The organism is Streptomyces sp. NPDC001415 (assembly GCF_053597395.1).
The window spans coordinates 118,463-135,311 of the sequence record NZ_JBSFIE010000006.1 but is presented as its reverse complement, the minus strand read 5'-3'; the positions used below and the strand labels follow the sequence as shown (position 1 = coordinate 135,311).

The window sequence follows — 16,849 nt, the reverse complement described above, 5'->3', positions numbered from 1 at the left end:
GGTGAGAGCCTGTGTCTGAACCCCGCCCGGGCCCCCGGTGTCAGCCGAGCGCCGCCTCCGCGAGGACCCGGGCCGTCTCGCGCCCGGCCCGCAGGGCGTCGGCGTCGGTGGCGGGCACGCAGTGGCCGAGCCCGGGGTCGTACGTCGTCATGATGATGCCCGCGTGGTCGGTGTCCACCTCGTGCAGCCTCGCGGGCCGGTGCCGTTTCTCCAGCGCGGTGAGGAAGTCGCGGGAGTGGTGGCACTCGACCACCGTGTCCGCCGTGCCGTGGATCAGCACGACGGGCACCTCGGACGTGGCCGCCTCCGCCAAGTCGTCCAGGGGGACGGAACCCGTGCTGCGGGCGGGGTGCCAGTAGAGGCCGGCGATGCCGACGACCGCCTTCGGAAGCCGGCCGTCGGTGAGGTCCGGCCGCAGCGCCGTGCCGATCGCCGCGCCCGCCCCCGCCGACCAGCCCGCCACGACGAGCCGCTCCGGGTCGGCGCCGAAGCCGGCCGCGTTCTCGCGTACGTACCGCAACGACGCGACGAGGTGTGCGCGGCCGCCGTCGGGGGCGTCCGAGCGCCAGTCCGGCACGAACACGGTCAGTCCGTGCGAGGCCGTCTCCTCGGCGAGGGCGCCGACTTCGAACCGCGAGTCGGGGCCCATGCCGTGCCAGAGCAGCACCGCCGGAGTGGTCGCCTGGGCGCCCTGCGGGCGGTACACGTCGAGGAGTCGGGGCGCGGATCCGTCCACCGCGGTGTACGGGACTGTGCTGCTCGGCATGGCGGTCCTTGGGCTGAACGAGGCTGAAACGACCTTCACCGTAACGCTCTTCGCACGGCGAGCGGATTACCCGGAGGGCCGGGAACCCGCTCATCGGCGTCCTCAGTGCGGTGCGTGCCGCGCCGCGTGGGTCTCCGCCCAGAGGGTGCGGGTGATCTCGGCGGCCGGCGCGCTTCGTGCGAGGCGGTGGCGGGTCCCAGCCCACAGGTGGAGCCGCTCGGCGTCCCCGGCCTCGGCGGCGGCCGAGCGCAGCGCGCGCGTCAGGTGGTGCACCTGCGGGTACGCGCTGGGGGCCGCGGCGTCGTAGGTGTCGATGAAGTGGTTGCGAAGGCCGCGGGCCGGGCGCCCGGAGAAGGCCCGGGTGACAGCCGTCGTCCCGAAGCGCTCGTCGGCGAGGGCGTCCTTGTGGGTCGCCGAGGCGCCCGACTCGTCGGCGCGCAGGTACAGGGTGCCGAGCTGGGCCGCGCACGCCCCCGCGCGCAGTACGGCGGCGACGTCCGCGCCCGTGCCGAGCCCACCGGCGGCGATGAGCGGCAGTCGTACGCGGTCGCGTACCGAGGTCAGCAGATCGAGCAGGGGTACGTCCTCGGGCCGCGCCGCGACATCGTGCGTGGCGCGGTGGCCGCCCGCCAGCGGCCCCTGGACGCAGAGCGAGTCCATGCCCACGGCCTCCGCCGCCACGGCCTCGGCGGGCGTGGTGACGGTGGCCACGAGGTGGCTGCCCGCCCGTTGCAGGGCCTCGGCGGTCTCGGGCGAGGGCAGCCCGAAGGTGAAGGAGACGAGAGGCGCGGGCTCGCTCAGGAGCACCTCGATCTTCTCGTCCCACCCGTCGTCGTCGAACCCGGCGTCGGGCATCGGCAGCGTGAGGCCGAACCGGTCGGCCTCGGCGCGCAGTTGCTCGCGGTACACGCCGACGGCCTCGACGGCGCCCGGATCCGAGACACCCGGCACGAAGAGGTTGACGCCGAACGGCCGCGAGGTCAGCTCACGGGTGCGGGCGAGCTGCTCGCGCATGCCCTGCGCGGTGCGGTATCCGGCGGCCAGGAACCCGAGGGCGCCCGCGCTGTTGACGGCTGCGACCAGTTCGGGGGTGGAGGCGCCGCCCGCCATGGGCGACTGCACGATCGGAACGGCTAACTCGTCGAGGCGGAAGAACATGGGGACTTCTCCGAGGAGTTGAGGGGCGTGGGGGGTGCGGTGCGGCGTCTTCACGAACTATGTGATGCCTACACGGAGCCAGGGGTGATGATCCGTCAGGAAAGTGTGACCCACCAGACAGCCGCGGGCCCCGCGGTCCGGGGCGGTCGGCGCCCGGCGGGCCTGCGCGGAGCTCGCCGCGAATGGCTCGAACTCGTCGCCGCCGCGCGCAGGGTGGCGTCCTCCCGGACAGCGACGTACGTCGCGGCCCGCACTCCCGGAACCCCTTCCCGCCGATCGACGGGGCGCCTTACCGGGAGACCGGATACGGTGCTGCTGTGCTGATCAAGGGGGAGGACCCGGGGACGGCGCTGCTACTGGCGGCCGCCCCGGCGAACAAGGGCCGTCTCATCGACGCGGCGTCGGTCCTGCCGGGCCTGGCCGCGGTCGCCCCGGGCGTGCTGGCCGGCACCGGCGCGGCCACCGTCGTGGAGCTCGCCGATCCGGTCGACCCGCAGACCGTACTGACCCGGATCCGCGCCGTGGCCGCCGCGCCCGGCCCGCTGTTCGTCTACCTGGCCGGACAGGTGCACGTGGACGCCAAACAGCGGCGGATCCATGTCGCACTCGCCCGCACCACACAGGCGACCGTGCGCTACACCGGCCTTCCCTGGGCCTGGCTGGCGCACGAGTTCCAGGTGCGCCCGCCCGGCATGACCACGGTGGTCGTCGACCTCGTCGCCGACCCGGCGGCCTGGCAGCGGCTGCGGCAGGAGGGCCTCGCCCTCGGCCACGGCGTCCGCCTGTACGGGCGGATCACCGCGCCCGCGCCGCGCCGCGAGATCGCCACCCCCGACTATCTGAAGGTGTACGCCGAGGTGTGGCGCGGCGGCGCCCGGCCCTCGCTCGCCGAGCTCCACGCGTACGCGGCGGACCGGGCGGGCCCCGGCGACGCCCTGTACCTGGCCATGGACGGAGTGCCCACCGACACGGGCCGGGCCCCGGTGCCGCAGCAGTCCGTATCGCAGGCCTCGGCCGACCCGCATCCCGCGATCCTGGCCGCCGCCGGCGCGGGGCGCCACGGTGAGGCGGCCTCGATGGCGGCGATGTGGGAGAGCGAGGCACTGCGTGCGTACGGGCCGGGGTCGCTGGAGGCGATCCACTGGCTGGAGGTCCGTGCCGACCTCGCCCGGCTCGCCGGGGAACCGGCCCGTTCCTGCGAGTTGTGGATGACCTCCGCGCAGGCCAGGCTCGCGCGTGGGCAGACCACCGACGACGCAGACGTCCAAGGCGCCGTCGACCGCGCGCACCACCAGTGGGAGCAGCTCCGCGACCCGGAACGCGCCCGATCGCTGGCCCCTGATCTGGTTGCCCTGCGTCGACAGGTGCCAGGCCGCCAGCGCGGCGCGGTGGAGGCCGTACAGCGGCGTCTGGAGCAACTGCACGCGGTGCCGGCCGCCGGCCGCTGAGGGGGTGTGCAGTCCGCCGCGCAATACGCGCCCCGAAAGGGGCGTGGGGAACCGCGAGCGGCCAGCCCCCACCGGCCCGCGGAAGACGCGCTCCACCTCCCGCGGGTGAGCCCGCCGGCCGGGACCTATCCAACGCGCCGCCGGAACCGGCGCAGCCGCTCCTCCCAGCGGCCCGCGACGCGCCCGGCCGCCCAGATGCGGCGTGCCAGGCGGGCCGCCCACCCCGCCCGCCGGGCCCGGGCGCGCACCGCGCCGCGCCGTACGGGTGGGCGGGTGCTCACTGCCCTCGGTCTGCCCATGTACCCAGGGTGGTCCGCCCGCCCGGCCACCGCATGCCGAGCGCGCGGCACCGCGCCCGAGACCGGACCTCGGGCGCGCCCGTGCCCGGTGTCCTCCCACCATCCCGGGAGCCCGTCTGGCGCCGCCGACACTGGTCAACTCACTTCACCGCCCAGGTAGTTGACGTAGGGGTGCCGTGTGCCTGAGCCACGTGGACGCAGTGCTCCCGGTCGGCGCCCGGGGCGTCAAAGGTGTGGACCTCTGGTGACCGTCCGGTCCCTGGCCTGGGTATTCGGCGGCGGGTACCGTGGGGCGCCATGAAGATCCTCATCAGTGCGGACATGGAAGGCGCCACCGGAGTCACCTGGCCGGCCGATGTGCTGCCGGGAACACCGCAGTGGGAGCGCTGCCGGGCGATGTTCACGTCCGACGTGAACGCGGCCGTGCTCGGTTTCTTCGACGGGGGCGCCGACGACGTACTCATCAATGAGGCGCACTGGTCCATGCGTAATCTGCTGCTCGAACGGCTCGACGAACGGGCCCAGATGCTCACCGGCAAGCACAAGTCGCTGTCCATGGTGGAGGGCATCCAGCACGGCGACGTCGACGGGATCGCCTTCGTCGGCTACCACACGGGCGCCGGTACGGCGGGCGTGCTCGCCCACACCTACCTCGCCAACTCCATCACCGGGGTGTGGCTCAACGGCGCCCGCGCCAGCGAGGGGCTGCTCAACGCGCATGTCGTCGCCGAGTACGGGGTGCCGGTGGTCCTGGTGACCGGCGACGACCTCACCTGTGCCGACGCCGAGGGGTATGCGCCGGACGCCCGCAAGGTGGCCGTCAAGGACCACGTCTCGCGGTACGCGGCGGTCTGCCGCACCCCCGCGCGTACCGCCGGGGACATCAGGGCGGCGGCGAAGGAGGCCGCGGCCCTCGCGCGCAGGGCCGCGCCCGTGGACGGCGGCCCGTTCACCGTGGAGATCGAGTTCGACGCCGAGCACCTCGCCGACGCGGCCACTGTGGTGCCCGGCGTGGCGCGTACGGGTGAACGGCGCGTCTCCTACACCAGTTTGACGATGTATGAGGGCATTCGCACCTTCAAGGCGGTCACGACGATCGTCTCGTCCGCCGTGGAGGAGCAATATGGCTGAGGTGGAGACGGCCGATCAGGTGGCGCTCGACGAGGTGGTGGCCTTCACCTCCGAGCTGATCCGGATCGACACCAGCAACCGGGGCGGCGGCGACTGCCAGGAGCGCCCGGCCGCCGAGTACGTCGCCGAGCGCCTCGCCGCGGCGGGCCTAGAACCCCACATGCTGGAGCGCACCAAGGGACGTACCAACGTGGTCGCCCGGATCGAGGGCACCGACCCCTCGGCCGACGCCCTCCTCGTGCACGGGCACCTCGACGTGGTGCCCGCCGAGGCCGCCGACTGGAGCGTGCACCCCTTCTCGGGCGAGGTCCGGGACGGGTTGGTGTGGGGCCGGGGCGCCGTCGACATGAAGAACATGGACGCGATGGTCCTCGCGGTCGTACGGGCCTGGGCCCGGCACGGGGTGCGGCCCCGGCGGGACATCGTCATCGCGTACACCGCCGACGAGGAAGCAAGCGCCGTCGACGGCTCCGGCTTCCTCGCCGATCACCACCCCGAGCTGTTCGAGGGCTGCACGGAGGGGATCAGCGAGTCGGGCGGCGTCACCTTCCACGCCGGGCGGGGCATGGAGATCTACCCGATCGGAGCGGGGGAGCGCGGCACCGCCTGGCTGCGGCTCACCGCGCACGGCCGCGCGGGCCACGGCTCCAAGGTGAACCGCTCCAACGCGGTCAGCCGGCTCGCCAGCGCCATCGTCCGCATCGGCGCGTACGAGTGGCCGGTCAGGATCACCCCCACGGTCCGCGCGAGCCTCGTCGAACTCGCCGCCCTGCACGGCATCGACGCCGACCCGGACGCCGAGGACTTCGACGCCGACGAACTCCTCGGCAAGCTCGGCCCGGCCGCAGCCCTCGTCGAGCCGGTGATCCGCAACACCGCCAACCCGACGATGCTGGAGGCCGGTTACAAGGTCAACGTCATCCCGGGGCACGCGACCGCCTACGTCGACGGGCGGATCGTGCCCGGCGGCGAGGCCGAGTTCCGTACGACGATGGACCGGCTGACCGGGCCCGACGTCGACTGGGACTTCCACCACGGCGAGGTCGCGCTCCAGGCGCCGGTCGACTCGCCGACGTACCTCAAACTGAAGGCCGCCATCGAGCGGTTCGCGCCCGAGGGCCAGGTGGTGCCGTACTGCATGTCGGGCGGCACCGACGCCAAGCAGTTCTCGCGGCTCGGCATCACCGGCTACGGCTTCGCGCCGCTGCGCATGCCGGCCGGGCTCGACTACCAGGCGCTGTTCCACGGCGTCGACGAACGGGTGCCCGTGGACGCCCTGCACTTCGGCGTCCAGGTCCTCGACCACTATCTGCGGTCCGCATAGCCCCGAGGGAGAGTTGCAACGATGGTGCCCATCGCGCCTTACGGAAGCTGGCCGTCGCCGATCGACGCGGCCCTGGCCGCCGCTCACGACGGATACCCCGACCATGTCGGGGTGGTCGGCGACGACCTGTGGTGGACGGAGGCGCGCCCCACCGAGGGCGGCAGGCGGGTCCTGGTGCGTCGCCGCCCCGAAGGCGAGGCGCGGCCGGTCCTGCCCGAGCCGTGGAACGTGCGCAGCCGGGTCATGGAGTACGGCGGCCGGCCCTGGGACGGCGCCGCCCGGGCGGCCGAGGGCCCGCTCGTCGTGTTCGTGCACTTCACCGACCAGCGGCTCTACGCGTACGAGCCGAACGCGACCGCCGCGCCGAGGCCGCTCACCCCGCTGTCCCCGATCGGCGGGGGCCTGCGCTGGGTCGATCCCCGGATCGACCTCGACCGGGGTGAGGTGTGGTGCGTCCTGGAGGAGTTCACCGGGGAGGGCCCCACCGACGTACGCCGCGTGATCGCGGCCGTGCCTTTGGACGGATCGGCCGCCGAACACCGGGGCGCCGTACGGGAGTTGAGCGACGGGCGGCACCGGTTCGTCACCGGACCGCGGCTCTCGCCCGACGGCCGGCGGGCCGCCTGGATCGGCTGGGACCACCCCCGGATGCCGTGGGACGGCACCGAGCTGATCCTCGCGGACGTCGGCGAGGACGGCACCTTGCGCCGGGCCCGGACGTTCGCGGGCGGCCCCGAGGAATCCATCGCGCAGGCCGACTGGGCCGCCGACGGGCAGCTCCTGTTCGCCTCCGACCGCAGCGGCTGGTGGAACCTGTACCGCGCCGACCCCGACGGAGGGGAAGCGGTCGCGTTGTGCCCCCGCGAGGAGGAGTTCGCGGGACCGCTGTGGCAGGTCGGGCGGCGCTGGTTCCAGCCACTGGAGAGCGGCCTGGTCGCCGCCGTCCACGGCCGGGGCGCCACCACGCTCGGCATACTCGACCCGGAGAGCGGCGAACTCGTCGACGCCGCCGGACCCTGGACCCAGTGGAACCCGACGCTCGCCGCGCACGGCAGCCGCGTCGTGGGCGTCGCCGCGAGCCCGCGCAGCGCGTACGAACTCGTCGAACTGGACACCGCCACCGGCCGTGCCCGCGTGATCGGCTGTGGCCACGACGACGCGGTCGACCCCGCCTACTACCCCGAGCCGCTGATCCGCACCTACACCGGGCCCGGCGGCCGCGACATCCACGCCCACGTCTACCCGCCGCACAGCCCCGACCGCATCGCCCCCGCTGACGAACTGCCGCCCTATGTCATCTGGGCGCACGGCGGCCCCACCAGCAACGTTTCGCTCGTACTCGACCTGGAGACCGCCTACTTCACCTCGCGCGGCATCGGCGTCGTCAAGGTCGACTACGGGGGGTCCACGGGATACGGCCGCGCCTACCGCAACCGGCTGCGCGAACAGTGGGGCGTCGTCGACGTCGAGGACTGCGCCGCCGTCGCCCGCGCCCTGGCCGACGAGGGCACCGCCGACCCGCGGCGCCTCGCGATCCGCGGCGGCAGCGCGGGCGGCTGGACCACGGCCGCCTCCCTCGCCGCCACCGATGTGTACGCCTGCGGCACGATCAGCTACCCCGTCCTCGATCTCGCGGGCTGGCTCGATGCCACCCACGACTTCGAATCGCGGTATCTGGAGAGCCTCGTCGGCCCGTACGCCGAACTGCCCGGCCGCTACCGCGAACGCTCGCCCGCCCAGCACGCGGACCGCATCACCGCGCCCTTCCTGCTGCTCCAGGGCCTGGACGACGCGATCTGCCCGCCCGCGCAGTGCGAGCACTTCCTGGAGAAGATGACGGGGCGCGGCATCCCGCACGCCTACCTCACCTTCGAGGGCGAGGGCCACGGCTTCCGCCGCGCGGACACCATGGTCCGCGCCCTGGAGGCCGAATTCTCCCTGTACGCCCAGGTGTTCGCGATCGACCGCACCGACATCCCCCTCCTGGAACTCACCAAGTGACCGCCGCCGAACTCACCCGCCCGCCCCGGCTGCGGCCCGGCGCCAGGATCGCCGTGGTCGCCCCCAGTGGACCCGTCGTCGAGGAGCGGCTCCAGGCCGGGCTCGACGTCCTGCGCGGCTGGGACCTCGACCCGGTCGCCACGCCCCAAGTCGCCGATTTGAACCGGGAGTTGAGGTATCTGGCGGGCGAGGACGAGCAGCGGGCGCGCGACTTCCAGCGGGCCTGGTGCGACCCCGCCGTCGACGCGGTGATGTGCGCACGCGGCGGCTACGGCGCCCAGCGCATGGTCGACCTCCTCGACTGGAACGCGCTGCGGGCGGCCGGCCCCAAGGTGCTCATCGGCTACAGCGACGCGACCGCCCTGCACGAGGCGTTCGCCGTCCGCCTGGGCCTCGCCACCCTGTACGGCCCGATGGCCTCGGCGCTCGCCTTCATCAAGAACGCCGCCACCCAGGAGTCCCTGCGCACCACCCTGTTCGAGCCGGAGGCCGCGATGACCCTCGGCCTGCCGGGCGCCCGCGCGCTGATCCCCGGCCGGGCGCGCGGCGTCACCGTCGGCGGCTGCCTGTGCCTGCTCGCCGCGGACCTCGCGACCCCGCACGCCCGCCCGTCCGCCGCGGGCGGACTGCTCCTGCTCGAAGACATCGGCGAGGAGGACTACCGCCTGGACCGCATGCTGACCCAGCTCCTGCGCGCGGGCCGGCTGGACGGCGTCACCGGCGTCGCCCTCGGCTCCTGGCTGGAGTGCGGACCGTACGAGGAGAGGGTGCGCCCGGTTCTGTACGACCGCCTGGCCCCTCTGGGCGTGCCGGTGGTGGAGAACCTGGGGTTCGGCCACTGCGACACGGCGCTGACGATGCCGCTGGGGGTGCCCGCGGTGCTGGACGCGGACGGGGGGACGATCACGCTGGAGAGGCCCGCACTGGCCTGAAGGTGACGCACCGTCAGGAGCGCGGGGCGGTGACACGGCGCGGCTCCGCCGCGATGGGGGTCCCCTTGTTCGAGCGGAGCCGAGATTTCGGGAGAGCGACGAGCCGCGGCCGACCCTCAGCGGTCCGACAACGCGTCAAACCGCCCGTGTCACAGTCGTTGACGCAGAACTTGCACGTGTCACAGCATGAGCCCGACCTACCAATCGGTAGGCTCGCTCGCCGTGGAGGACGCCGTGACCCGTCGCCGTACCGTGCCCAGAGTCCGCAAACCGCTGGCGACCGCCCTCGGCGCCGCACTCGCCCTACCGCTGCTCGCGGCCGCGCCGTCAGCCGCCGCACCGGCCGCCGCGTCGCGGGGCGCCGCCGAGGGCCAAGTCACCGTCACCGCGGTGAGGTTCACCGTCAGGGTCGGGGACCGGACCTGTGCCGTCGACGCCGACGTGTACCGCCCGGCCGGGGTCGACAAGGCCCACCCCGCGCCCGCCGTGCTCACCACCAACGGCTTCGGGGGCAGCAAGTCGGACGGCTCGACCGACGCCACCGCGAAGGCGTTCGCCGCCCGCGGCTATGTCGCGCTCGCCTATTCGGGGCTCGGCTTCGGTAAGTCGGGCTGCCTCATCTCCCTCGACGACCCGGGTCTCGACGGCCGCGCCGCGTCCCGCCTCGTCGACTTCCTTGCCGGGACCCGCGCCGCCGACGACGGTACCCGGATCGACTACGTCACCCAGGACCACCCGGGCGACCCGCGCGTCGGCATGATCGGCGGCTCGTACGGCGGCGCCATCCAGATGGCCACGGCCGCCGTCGACCACCGCGTCGACGCCCTCATCCCGATGATCACCTGGAACGACCTGACGTACGCGCTCGACCCCAACAACGTGGCCGACCGCGATGTGCCCGGAGCCTTCAAATGGCAGTGGACCAACGGGTTCTACCTCATCGGTGAGAGCCAGCCCATCACGCTGCCGAACCTCGACCCGTCCCGCTGGGGCTCGCTCGGCTGTGTGCACTTCGTGACCGGCGTCTGCAAGACCATCGGGCTGCTCAACTCGGGCAGCTACCCGGCCGCTCCCACCGCCGCGATGCAGCGCTACGCCCGCAGCGTGTCCCCGGTCGGCTACCTCGACCAGATCGAGGCGCCCACCCTGCTCATCCAGGGCCAGACCGACGCCCTGTTCAACCTCAACGAGGCGACGGCGACGTACGAGGCGCTGAAGGAGAACGGCACCACGACCAAGATGATCTGGCAGTCCTGGGGCCACAGTGGCGGCCGGGCGCCCGGTGAACTCGACGTGGACCTGGGCAACTTGGAGACCAGCTACACCGGTCGGCGCATCCTGGCCTGGTTCGACCGCTACCTCCGCAAGCAGAGGACCGACACCGGGCCCGCCTTCGCCTACTACCGCGACTGGCGGAGCGGCTACGGGGAGGCTGCCAAGGTGCCCCCGCTCACACAGAAGGTCTACCTCTCCGGCGACGGCAAGCTCGTCGACAACCGCGCGAAGGTGGCGCGCGGCAGCCGCGCGTACACCAACTGGCTCGTCCCGACGAGCCATTCGGAGAGCCCGCTGGCGGGCATGCTCGGCCTGCCGGACCCCGTGCCGTACGACACCGCGGGCACCTACCTCGGCTGGGACACCGACCCGCTGACGGCGCCCGTCGACGTGGTCGGCTCGGCGAAGGCCACCCTCAAGGTCTCCTCACCGGCGGCGGAGAAGGTGCAGAACTCCGGTGACGCCGCCGACAAGCTGGTCCTCTTCGCCAAGTTGTACGACGTGGCGCCCGACGGCACCAAGACGCTGGTGCGCCGCCTGGTCGCCCCGGTGCGCGTGCCCGACGTCACCGAGCCGTTCACCGTCGCGCTGCCCGGCATCGCGCACCGCTACGAGGCCGGGCACCGCATCGAGTTCGTGGTCGCCGCGAGCGACGACTCCTACCTCGGCAACAAGGGCATCAAGCCGGTGACCGTCGTGAGTGCCCCCGGTGACCCGGGGACGCTCCAACTGCCCGTGGTCAGTGGGAAGTTGAACTGATCGCCGCGTAGCCGGGACGCACGATCGCGTCGATGATGCGACGGCGTTCCGGCAGCGGCAGGAACGCCGCCTCGACCGCGGCGACGGTGAACTCCTCGAAGACCTCCGGGCCGTAGCCGAAGGCGTCCGCCATGTGCTGGAACTCCTCGCTCATGGTCGTGCCGGACACCAGGCGGTTGTCGGTGTTGAGGGTGACCGTGAAGCCGAGCCGGCGCAGCTCGTCGATCGGGTGCTTCTCGTACGAGAGCGCGGCGCCCGTCTGGAGGTTGGACGTCGGGCAGACCTCCAGGGCGATCCGGTTGTCCCGGACGTACGCGGCGAGGTGGCCCAGGGTGCCGTCCGCGGCGATGTCGTCGGTGATGCGGACGCCGTGCCCGATGCGCTCGGCGCCGCACACCTGGACCGCCTCGTGCACCGACTCGGCGCCCACGGCCTCGCCGGCGTGGATGGTGATGTGGCAGTTGTGGCGCTTGAGGTGCTGGAAGGCGGGCAGGTGCTCGGCCGGCGGGTTGCCGATCTCGCCGCCCGCGATGTCGAAGCCCGCCACCCCGCGGTCGCGGTGGGCGACGGTGAGCTTGGCTATCTCCAGGGAGCGCCGGGTGTGGCGCATGCCGGTGAGCAGCGCACGGACGGTGATCCTTCCGCCGGTGCGGCGCTCGCCCTCGCGCAGGCCCTCGTTGACGGCGTCCACGACCTCGTCGAGGGTCAGGCCGCCCTCCAGGTGCTGCTCGGGCGCGTACCGCACCTCCGCGTAGACGACCCCGTCGGCCGCCAGGTCCTCGGCGCACTCGGCCGCGATGCGGTGCAGCGCCTCGCGGGTCTGCATCACCGCGCAGGTGTGGGCGAAGGTCTCCAGGTAGCGCTCCAGGGAGCCGGAGTCCGCGGCGTCGCGGAACCACACCGCGAGCTCGGCCGGGTCCTCGGTCGGCAGACCGGCGTACCCGCAGGCGCGGGCCAGCTCGACGATGGTGGCGGGGCGCAGGCCACCGTCGAGGTGGTCGTGGAGGACGGCCTTCGGAGCGCGGCGGATCCACTCGGCGGGGGCGACCGAAGCGGCGGCGGCAGGGTTGTCTGACAAGTGCATGAGGCGGGAGTGTACAGCGTGTCGCGCCGGAGCCCTGCGGGGTGCTAGGAGGACTGGAGGACCGGCAGCGCGGGCGCCCCCGTCGGCAGCATGTGCTTGGCGGCCATGACCGGCGTGCCGTCGACCCGTACGACCTGGGTGATCAGCACGGCCGGGGTGTCCGCCGGGCGGTCCAACTGCTCGCCCCTGCGCCGGCCGAGCAGCGTCGCGCTGACCCCGCTGTGCGCGGTGAGCGGGACGCCCCGCGAGGCCTCGGCGAGGACGGTGAGCATCGAGACGGCGGGCTCGGCGGACAGGGCCGCGCCGAACGCGGGGTGCAGCCTCTCCAGGACGCCCTCCGGCGCCGCCCACTCATGGCTGAGTGCGACCGCCAAAGCCTCCCCGACCAGCACCGACTCCCAGAACCGCAGCTCGGACCCGGCAGGCGCGAGCAGGTGCTGGGCGGTGAAGTCGGTGGGCTCCTCGCGGCTGCGCAGCAGGGCCCGCACCCGGACCGGGCCGAGCAGGTCGTCGAGCGGCTGGAGCTGTTCGAAGCCGCGCCGGGGCGGCCGGTCGTTCACCGTCCGGCCCACCCCGCGCCGTACCGAGAGCAGCCCGTCCTCCTGGAGCAGGAGCAGCGCCTCGCGCAGCGCGGGACGGCTCACCCCGAGCTCGCCCGCGAGCTTGGGCTCCGAAGGCAGGGTGGAGCCCGGGGGATAGGTGCCGTCGTGGATCGCGTCCGCGATCCGCTCGTACAGCGCGACGACCGGCCTGCGCTGCTGCCCGCTCATGGCCATGAACCTGCCCCTCGGTATGCCGGACGCCCAGCATGACCCGGCCCCGACTTGTCTGACAAGGCGGCCCGGGGTCGTAGGGGCTCACCCGTACGGCCCGCTCCACCGCACCCCGTAGCGGCGTGTCCGTCAACCTGGGCGGAAGGGAGCGACGGCAGCACCAGCGGAAAGGGCCGGGTCATGAGCCCCAGGGACGAGTCGAGCAGCACGCAGGGCAGAGCGGGCGGCGCCTTCACACCGGCCAGGATCGCGATCCTCGCCCTCGCCGTCCTGGCGCTCGTCTTCATCTTCGAGAACACGCGACAGGTCAAGATCCGGCTGTTGATCCCCGAAGTCTCGATGCCCCTCTACCTCGCGCTGCTCGGGGTGTTCGTGGTGGGGCTGTGCTGCGGCGGCTACTTCATGAAGAGGCGGAGCAGGTAATGCGCACGCGGGCACGCGCCGCGACGGTGACGGCGGGTCCGATCCTGGCGACGGCGGCCTCGACGGGCACCGCCCTGGCCGAGGGTGCGGCGGTCGTCGCCGGCCCGCCGTTGAGCCGCATGAGCCGCACGCCGTAGCCATTGGACACGGCCTACCGACGCCCACCCTTGTAATTGATCTTCATCGTGTCGAGGTCTGTCACGGTCGACCGCAGCTCGCGGAACCCATGACCCAGCGCCGCCAGCGCGGACTCCGCCCTGTCCTCGGCGATCGCCGCGGCCATCTCCTCGCCGTCGGCGGCGTCCGAGACGACGGTGTAGCGCCACGAGAAGTGCTTCAGTGCCCGGTCATAGGTGAGCGAGCCCTCCTCGGTGAAGGTCATCGCGGTCAGACCATGGTCGTCGACCTCCGCGAGCAGCCGCGTGCGTGAATCCTCGCTCAGCCCGTCCCACACGCCGCGCACGATGACCCGGTAGGTGTGCTGCTCGCTCATGTCCTGCTGTCCTTCCGTACCGCATGTCCGCGTCTCCGCGTCTCCGCGTCCGAAGCCTCTGTGCCCGAACCGCTGTCGCGGGAAGATCGTCGCCCACCGATCGGAACGTGTCGATCGATATACGGCCGCTATACGGCGAAGCCCCGAGCCGTCCCACAAGCGCCCTTGAAGCAACCGCCCCCGTCCCTTGGACGCCGATGTCCTCGACCCCTCCGTCGTGCCCGCCGTGGACAGTCCGGACCCGGGCGCCTGCCACCCGGTGAACTCGCCCCGCTTCTGCGCGAGTTGGTGCGGTCAGAGCGCTGCGTCGGGTTCAACCTCACCATCCATGACCCCGATCCGGACCCGGACGGCACGGCCGGCGCGCTGCTCGCCGAGCTCGTCGTGGGCGCCTTTGCGCAATCCTGAGCGGGGGTCCCCTGGCCGTTGTCAGTGGCGCGGTGTTCCATGGTCATCGGGGGATCGGCCGAAAGGGCTGCCGGAGCCCCGTACGAGGGAGTGAGGTTGCCTTGGCCACGACCGTGCGACGTGCCGTACTGACCCTGCCCGGCGCCCCGTTGGGCGAGCCGAACCCCCTGCCCGCGCTGCGGCCGCGCGACGAGACGCACCGGCTCGACGAGCGGGCCCGCGAAGGCCTGCCCCGGGACATGGCCCGCCAGATCGGGTACGAACCGTTGAAGACGCTGCTGCCCGTACGGGTCCTCGACGGCTACGGGAGAGAGCGGGGCCCGGTCGAGCTGGACACGATCGTGATCGAGAACGACCGGCTGCGCGCCACCGTGCTGCCAGGCCTCGGCGGCCGCGTCCACTCCCTGTTCCACAAGCCGACCGGCCGCGAACTCCTCTACGTCAACCCGGTGTTCCAGCCCGCCGACTTCGCGCTGAACGGCGCCTGGTTCTCCGGCGGCATCGAGTGGAACATGGGCGCCACCGGCCACACCACCCTGTCCTGCGCCCCCGTCCACGCGGCCCTCGTCCCGGCCCCGGACGGCGGCGAGATGGTGCGCCTGTGGGAGTGGGAGCGGCTGCGCGACCTCCCCTTCCAGGTCGACCTCTGGCTCCCCGACGGCTCCGACTTCCTGTACGTGGGCGTCCGCATCCGCAATCCGCACGAGAAGACGGCGCCCGTCTACTGGTGGTCCAACATCGCCGTCGAGGAGGGCGAGCGCACCCGCGTCCTCGCCCCGGCCGACGAGGCCTGGCACTTCGGGTACGAGCACACCCTGCGCCGCGTGCCCGTGCCCGTCACGGACGGCATCGACCGCACGTACCCGCTGCGCAGCGAGTACCCCGCCGACTATTTCTACGACGTCCCCGACGGCGCACGCCGCTGGATCGCCTCCCTCGACGAGAGCGGCCGCGGCCTCGTTCAGACCTCCACGGACACCCTGCGCGGCCGCAAGCTGTTCCTGTGGGGCTCGGGGCGCGGCGGCCGCCGCTGGCAGGAGTGGCTGACCGAGCCGGGGACCGCCGGGTACGCCGAGATACAGGCGGGCCTCGCCCGCACCCAGCTGGAGCACGTGCCGCTCGACCCGGGCGGCGAGTTCGCCTGGCTGGAGGCGTACGGTCCGCTGTCCGCCGACCCGGCGCCGGTGCACGGCGCCGACTGGGCGGCCGCCCGCGCCGAGACCGAGGACAGCCTGGAGCGCGCCCTTCCGCGCGTCACGGTGGAGGAGGCGTACGCCGCCTGGCGCCCGTTCGCCGACGCCGAGCCGGGCGAGTACCTGGCCACCGGATCGGGCTGGGGCGCCCTCGAAGTCCTGCGTACGGGGGGGAAGCTGCCCGGCACCCCGTTCCACGAGATGACGCTCACTCAGGAACAGCGCCCCTGGCTTGAGTTGCTGCACAACGGCGTGCTCCCCGAGCCGCGCAAGGTGACCCCGCCCGGCCCCACGCTGGTCGCCCCGCACTGGCGGGACATGCTGGAGACGGCACCGGCCGACCCGCTCACCGAGTACCACCTCGGCGTCGCCCAGTGGCATGCGGGCGACCACGCCCAGGCAGTGCGCAGCTGGGAGCGCGGCCTGCCGCTCGCCCCCTCCCGCTGGCCGCTGCTGCGCTGTCTCGCGGTCGCCGACCAGATGTCCGGCCACGCGAGCCGCGCCGCCGACCGCTATGCCGAGGCCTACGACGACTTCTGCGACGAGCGCAGGGACGGCGAGCCGTGGACCGCGGCTGACGCCGCACTCGGCCGTGAGGCCATCGAGGCTCTGCTCACCGCGGACCGCCCGGCGGACGCCCGGGCGATATGGGACCGGCTGCGCCCCGCCGTCCGCGAGCGCGGCCGCTTCCGGCTCGTCGAGGCCCAGCTCCTCCTCGCGGAGGGTGAGCCGGACGCCGCCCGCGCCCTCTTCGACGCGGGCTTCGAGGTCGCCGACCTGCGCGAGGGCGCGGAGACCCTGAACGAGGTGTGGTCCCGCCTCACCGACGCCCCGCTCCCGGACCGCTACGACTACCGGATGCGGCCCGGGGGGTAAGAGCCCGGCCCGCAGGACGGTGGTCCACGCGGTCATCCGCGACCTGGCGGCTGAGCAGGGTTTCAGCGGTCGGCCGGCTATGCCTGTTTGCGGTCGACGTACTCGAAGACCGAGCCGTCGGGGTGGAGGGCGATCAGGTTGCGGCCCACCGGGGTCGGGACAGGGCCCGCGACGATGTGCGCGCCGGCCGCGGTGAGGGTGGTGTGGGCCTCGTCGACGTCCTTGACGGCCACCGTCGCCGCCACTTTCCTCAGCACTTCGAGCTCGGCCTCGGGGCCGCTCATCAGCAGGAAGGCGCCGACGGCGGCGACGGACACGCCCCCGCGGTCGAAGCGGAGCGCCTGACTGCCGGTGACGCGCTCGTAGAAAACGATCGCGCTCTCCAGGTCGTCGACGCAGATGCGCAGCGTGGTGCCCAGAATCTCCATGTCCCGAAGCCTAGTTGGGAGAGATCGCCCGCGGCAGGGGATCCGCCCGGCCCGGACGGCGGGCCGCGTGCGCGGGGC

16 protein-coding genes and 1 pseudogene are annotated in these 16,849 nt (G+C 73.2%); 10 read left to right on the top strand and 7 right to left on the bottom strand.

What is annotated here, in order from left to right; all coding sequences use genetic code 11:
* Positions 1-40: 40 nt before the first annotated feature.
* Entirely contained in the window at positions 41-766 is a 726-nt protein-coding gene (locus tag ACWC2B_RS10170) for an alpha/beta hydrolase (protein WP_450716013.1), read from the bottom strand.
* Positions 767-868: 102 nt separating this feature from the next.
* Positions 869-1,978 (bottom strand): NAD(P)H-dependent flavin oxidoreductase, encoded by a 1,110-nt coding sequence (locus ACWC2B_RS10165; RefSeq protein ID WP_450716012.1) that lies wholly within the window; start codon positions 1,976-1,978, stop codon positions 869-871.
* A 263-nt stretch (positions 1,979-2,241) separates the two neighbouring features.
* Here ACWC2B_RS10165 and ACWC2B_RS10160 point away from each other — a divergent pair, with 263 nt between their 5' ends.
* Positions 2,242-3,372 carry a hypothetical protein gene (locus tag ACWC2B_RS10160; RefSeq protein WP_450716011.1) on the top strand — a complete coding sequence of 377 codons (1,131 nt, stop codon included), beginning with the start codon at positions 2,242-2,244 and terminating at the stop codon, positions 3,370-3,372.
* 125 nt (positions 3,373-3,497) lie between these two features.
* Here ACWC2B_RS10160 and ACWC2B_RS10155 read toward each other — a convergent pair whose 3' ends face one another.
* Complete coding sequence (locus tag ACWC2B_RS10155) at positions 3,498-3,653, bottom strand: hypothetical protein (protein WP_450716010.1); 156 nt, start codon at positions 3,651-3,653, stop codon at positions 3,498-3,500.
* A gap of 315 nt (positions 3,654-3,968) precedes the next feature.
* Here ACWC2B_RS10155 and ACWC2B_RS10150 point away from each other — a divergent pair, with 315 nt between their 5' ends.
* The 5 genes from ACWC2B_RS10150 to ACWC2B_RS10130 all read left to right on the top strand — a co-directional run bounded on the left by ACWC2B_RS10150 (position 3,969) and on the right by ACWC2B_RS10130 (position 11,093).
* Positions 3,969-4,802: a M55 family metallopeptidase gene (locus ACWC2B_RS10150; RefSeq protein ID WP_450716009.1), complete on the top strand. Its 834-nt coding sequence runs from the start codon at positions 3,969-3,971 to the stop codon at positions 4,800-4,802.
* Entirely contained in the window at positions 4,795-6,126 is a 1,332-nt protein-coding gene (locus tag ACWC2B_RS10145) for a M20/M25/M40 family metallo-hydrolase (protein ID WP_450716008.1), read from the top strand. The genes ACWC2B_RS10150 and ACWC2B_RS10145 overlap by 8 nt, the downstream gene beginning before the upstream one ends.
* Before the next feature lie 21 nt (positions 6,127-6,147).
* The gene (locus tag ACWC2B_RS10140; protein ID WP_450716007.1) at positions 6,148-8,127 is read left to right on the top strand and encodes a dipeptidyl-peptidase 5; all 1,980 of its coding nucleotides are present in this window, start codon (positions 6,148-6,150) and stop codon (positions 8,125-8,127) included.
* Positions 8,124-9,059 (top strand): S66 peptidase family protein, encoded by a 936-nt coding sequence (locus ACWC2B_RS10135; RefSeq protein ID WP_450716006.1) that lies wholly within the window; start codon positions 8,124-8,126, stop codon positions 9,057-9,059. The genes ACWC2B_RS10140 and ACWC2B_RS10135 overlap by 4 nt, the downstream gene beginning before the upstream one ends.
* Positions 9,060-9,245: 186 nt before the next feature.
* A complete protein-coding gene (locus ACWC2B_RS10130) occupies positions 9,246-11,093 on the top strand; it encodes a CocE/NonD family hydrolase (RefSeq protein ID WP_450716005.1) in 1,848 nt (615 codons plus the stop codon).
* On the opposite strand, the gene ACWC2B_RS10125 is transcribed toward ACWC2B_RS10130, so the two are convergent.
* The gene (locus ACWC2B_RS10125; RefSeq protein ID WP_450716004.1) at positions 11,074-12,177 is read right to left on the bottom strand and encodes an adenosine deaminase; all 1,104 of its coding nucleotides are present in this window, start codon (positions 12,175-12,177) and stop codon (positions 11,074-11,076) included. The genes ACWC2B_RS10130 and ACWC2B_RS10125 overlap by 20 nt on opposite strands.
* Before the next feature lie 44 nt (positions 12,178-12,221).
* Positions 12,222-12,953 (bottom strand): GntR family transcriptional regulator, encoded by a 732-nt coding sequence (locus tag ACWC2B_RS10120; RefSeq protein ID WP_450716003.1) that lies wholly within the window; start codon positions 12,951-12,953, stop codon positions 12,222-12,224.
* Positions 12,954-13,130: 177 nt separating this feature from the next.
* Between ACWC2B_RS10120 and ACWC2B_RS10115 the strand changes: the two genes are divergently transcribed.
* On the top strand, positions 13,131-13,373 hold the full coding sequence (locus ACWC2B_RS10115; protein ID WP_450716002.1) for a LapA family protein: 243 nt from the start codon (positions 13,131-13,133) through the stop codon (positions 13,371-13,373).
* Positions 13,373-13,510 carry a hypothetical protein gene (locus ACWC2B_RS10110; RefSeq protein WP_450716001.1) on the top strand — a complete coding sequence of 46 codons (138 nt, stop codon included), beginning with the start codon at positions 13,373-13,375 and terminating at the stop codon, positions 13,508-13,510. The genes ACWC2B_RS10115 and ACWC2B_RS10110 overlap by 1 nt, the downstream gene beginning before the upstream one ends.
* A gap of 14 nt (positions 13,511-13,524) precedes the next feature.
* Here the strand turns inward: ACWC2B_RS10110 and ACWC2B_RS10105 are convergent, their stop codons facing one another.
* Positions 13,525-13,866 carry a DUF6204 family protein gene (locus tag ACWC2B_RS10105; RefSeq protein ID WP_450716000.1) on the bottom strand — a complete coding sequence of 114 codons (342 nt, stop codon included), beginning with the start codon at positions 13,864-13,866 and terminating at the stop codon, positions 13,525-13,527.
* Between the two features lie 187 nt (positions 13,867-14,053).
* Here ACWC2B_RS10105 and ACWC2B_RS10100 point away from each other — a divergent pair.
* Both ACWC2B_RS10100 and ACWC2B_RS10095 read left to right on the top strand, forming a co-directional pair.
* Positions 14,054-14,274 (top strand): annotated as a pseudogene (locus ACWC2B_RS10100) (arginase family protein); the annotation flags it as partial.
* A 101-nt stretch (positions 14,275-14,375) separates the two neighbouring features.
* Positions 14,376-16,343: a DUF5107 domain-containing protein gene (locus ACWC2B_RS10095; RefSeq protein WP_450715999.1), complete on the top strand. Its 1,968-nt coding sequence runs from the start codon at positions 14,376-14,378 to the stop codon at positions 16,341-16,343.
* A gap of 77 nt (positions 16,344-16,420) precedes the next feature.
* Here ACWC2B_RS10095 and ACWC2B_RS10090 read toward each other — a convergent pair whose 3' ends face one another.
* Entirely contained in the window at positions 16,421-16,771 is a 351-nt protein-coding gene (locus tag ACWC2B_RS10090) for a VOC family protein (protein ID WP_450715998.1), read from the bottom strand.
* Positions 16,772-16,849: the final 78 nt, after the last annotated feature.

Coding starts and splice junctions, on each gene's coding strand:
- ACWC2B_RS10170 (WP_450716013.1), bottom strand. CDS start 766: ATGCCGAGCAGCACAGTCCCGTACACCGCGGTGGACGGATCCGCGCCC.
- ACWC2B_RS10150 (WP_450716009.1), top strand. CDS start 3,969: ATGAAGATCCTCATCAGTGCGGACATGGAAGGCGCCACCGGAGTCACC.
- ACWC2B_RS10145 (WP_450716008.1), top strand. CDS start 4,795: ATGGCTGAGGTGGAGACGGCCGATCAGGTGGCGCTCGACGAGGTGGTG.
- ACWC2B_RS10140 (WP_450716007.1), top strand. CDS start 6,148: ATGGTGCCCATCGCGCCTTACGGAAGCTGGCCGTCGCCGATCGACGCG.
- ACWC2B_RS10130 (WP_450716005.1), top strand. CDS start 9,246: ATGAGCCCGACCTACCAATCGGTAGGCTCGCTCGCCGTGGAGGACGCC.
- ACWC2B_RS10125 (WP_450716004.1), bottom strand. CDS start 12,177: ATGCACTTGTCAGACAACCCTGCCGCCGCCGCTTCGGTCGCCCCCGCC.
- ACWC2B_RS10120 (WP_450716003.1), bottom strand. CDS start 12,953: ATGGCCATGAGCGGGCAGCAGCGCAGGCCGGTCGTCGCGCTGTACGAG.
- ACWC2B_RS10115 (WP_450716002.1), top strand. CDS start 13,131: ATGAGCCCCAGGGACGAGTCGAGCAGCACGCAGGGCAGAGCGGGCGGC.
- ACWC2B_RS10110 (WP_450716001.1), top strand. CDS start 13,373: ATGCGCACGCGGGCACGCGCCGCGACGGTGACGGCGGGTCCGATCCTG.
- ACWC2B_RS10105 (WP_450716000.1), bottom strand. CDS start 13,866: ATGAGCGAGCAGCACACCTACCGGGTCATCGTGCGCGGCGTGTGGGAC.
- ACWC2B_RS10090 (WP_450715998.1), bottom strand. CDS start 16,771: ATGGAGATTCTGGGCACCACGCTGCGCATCTGCGTCGACGACCTGGAG.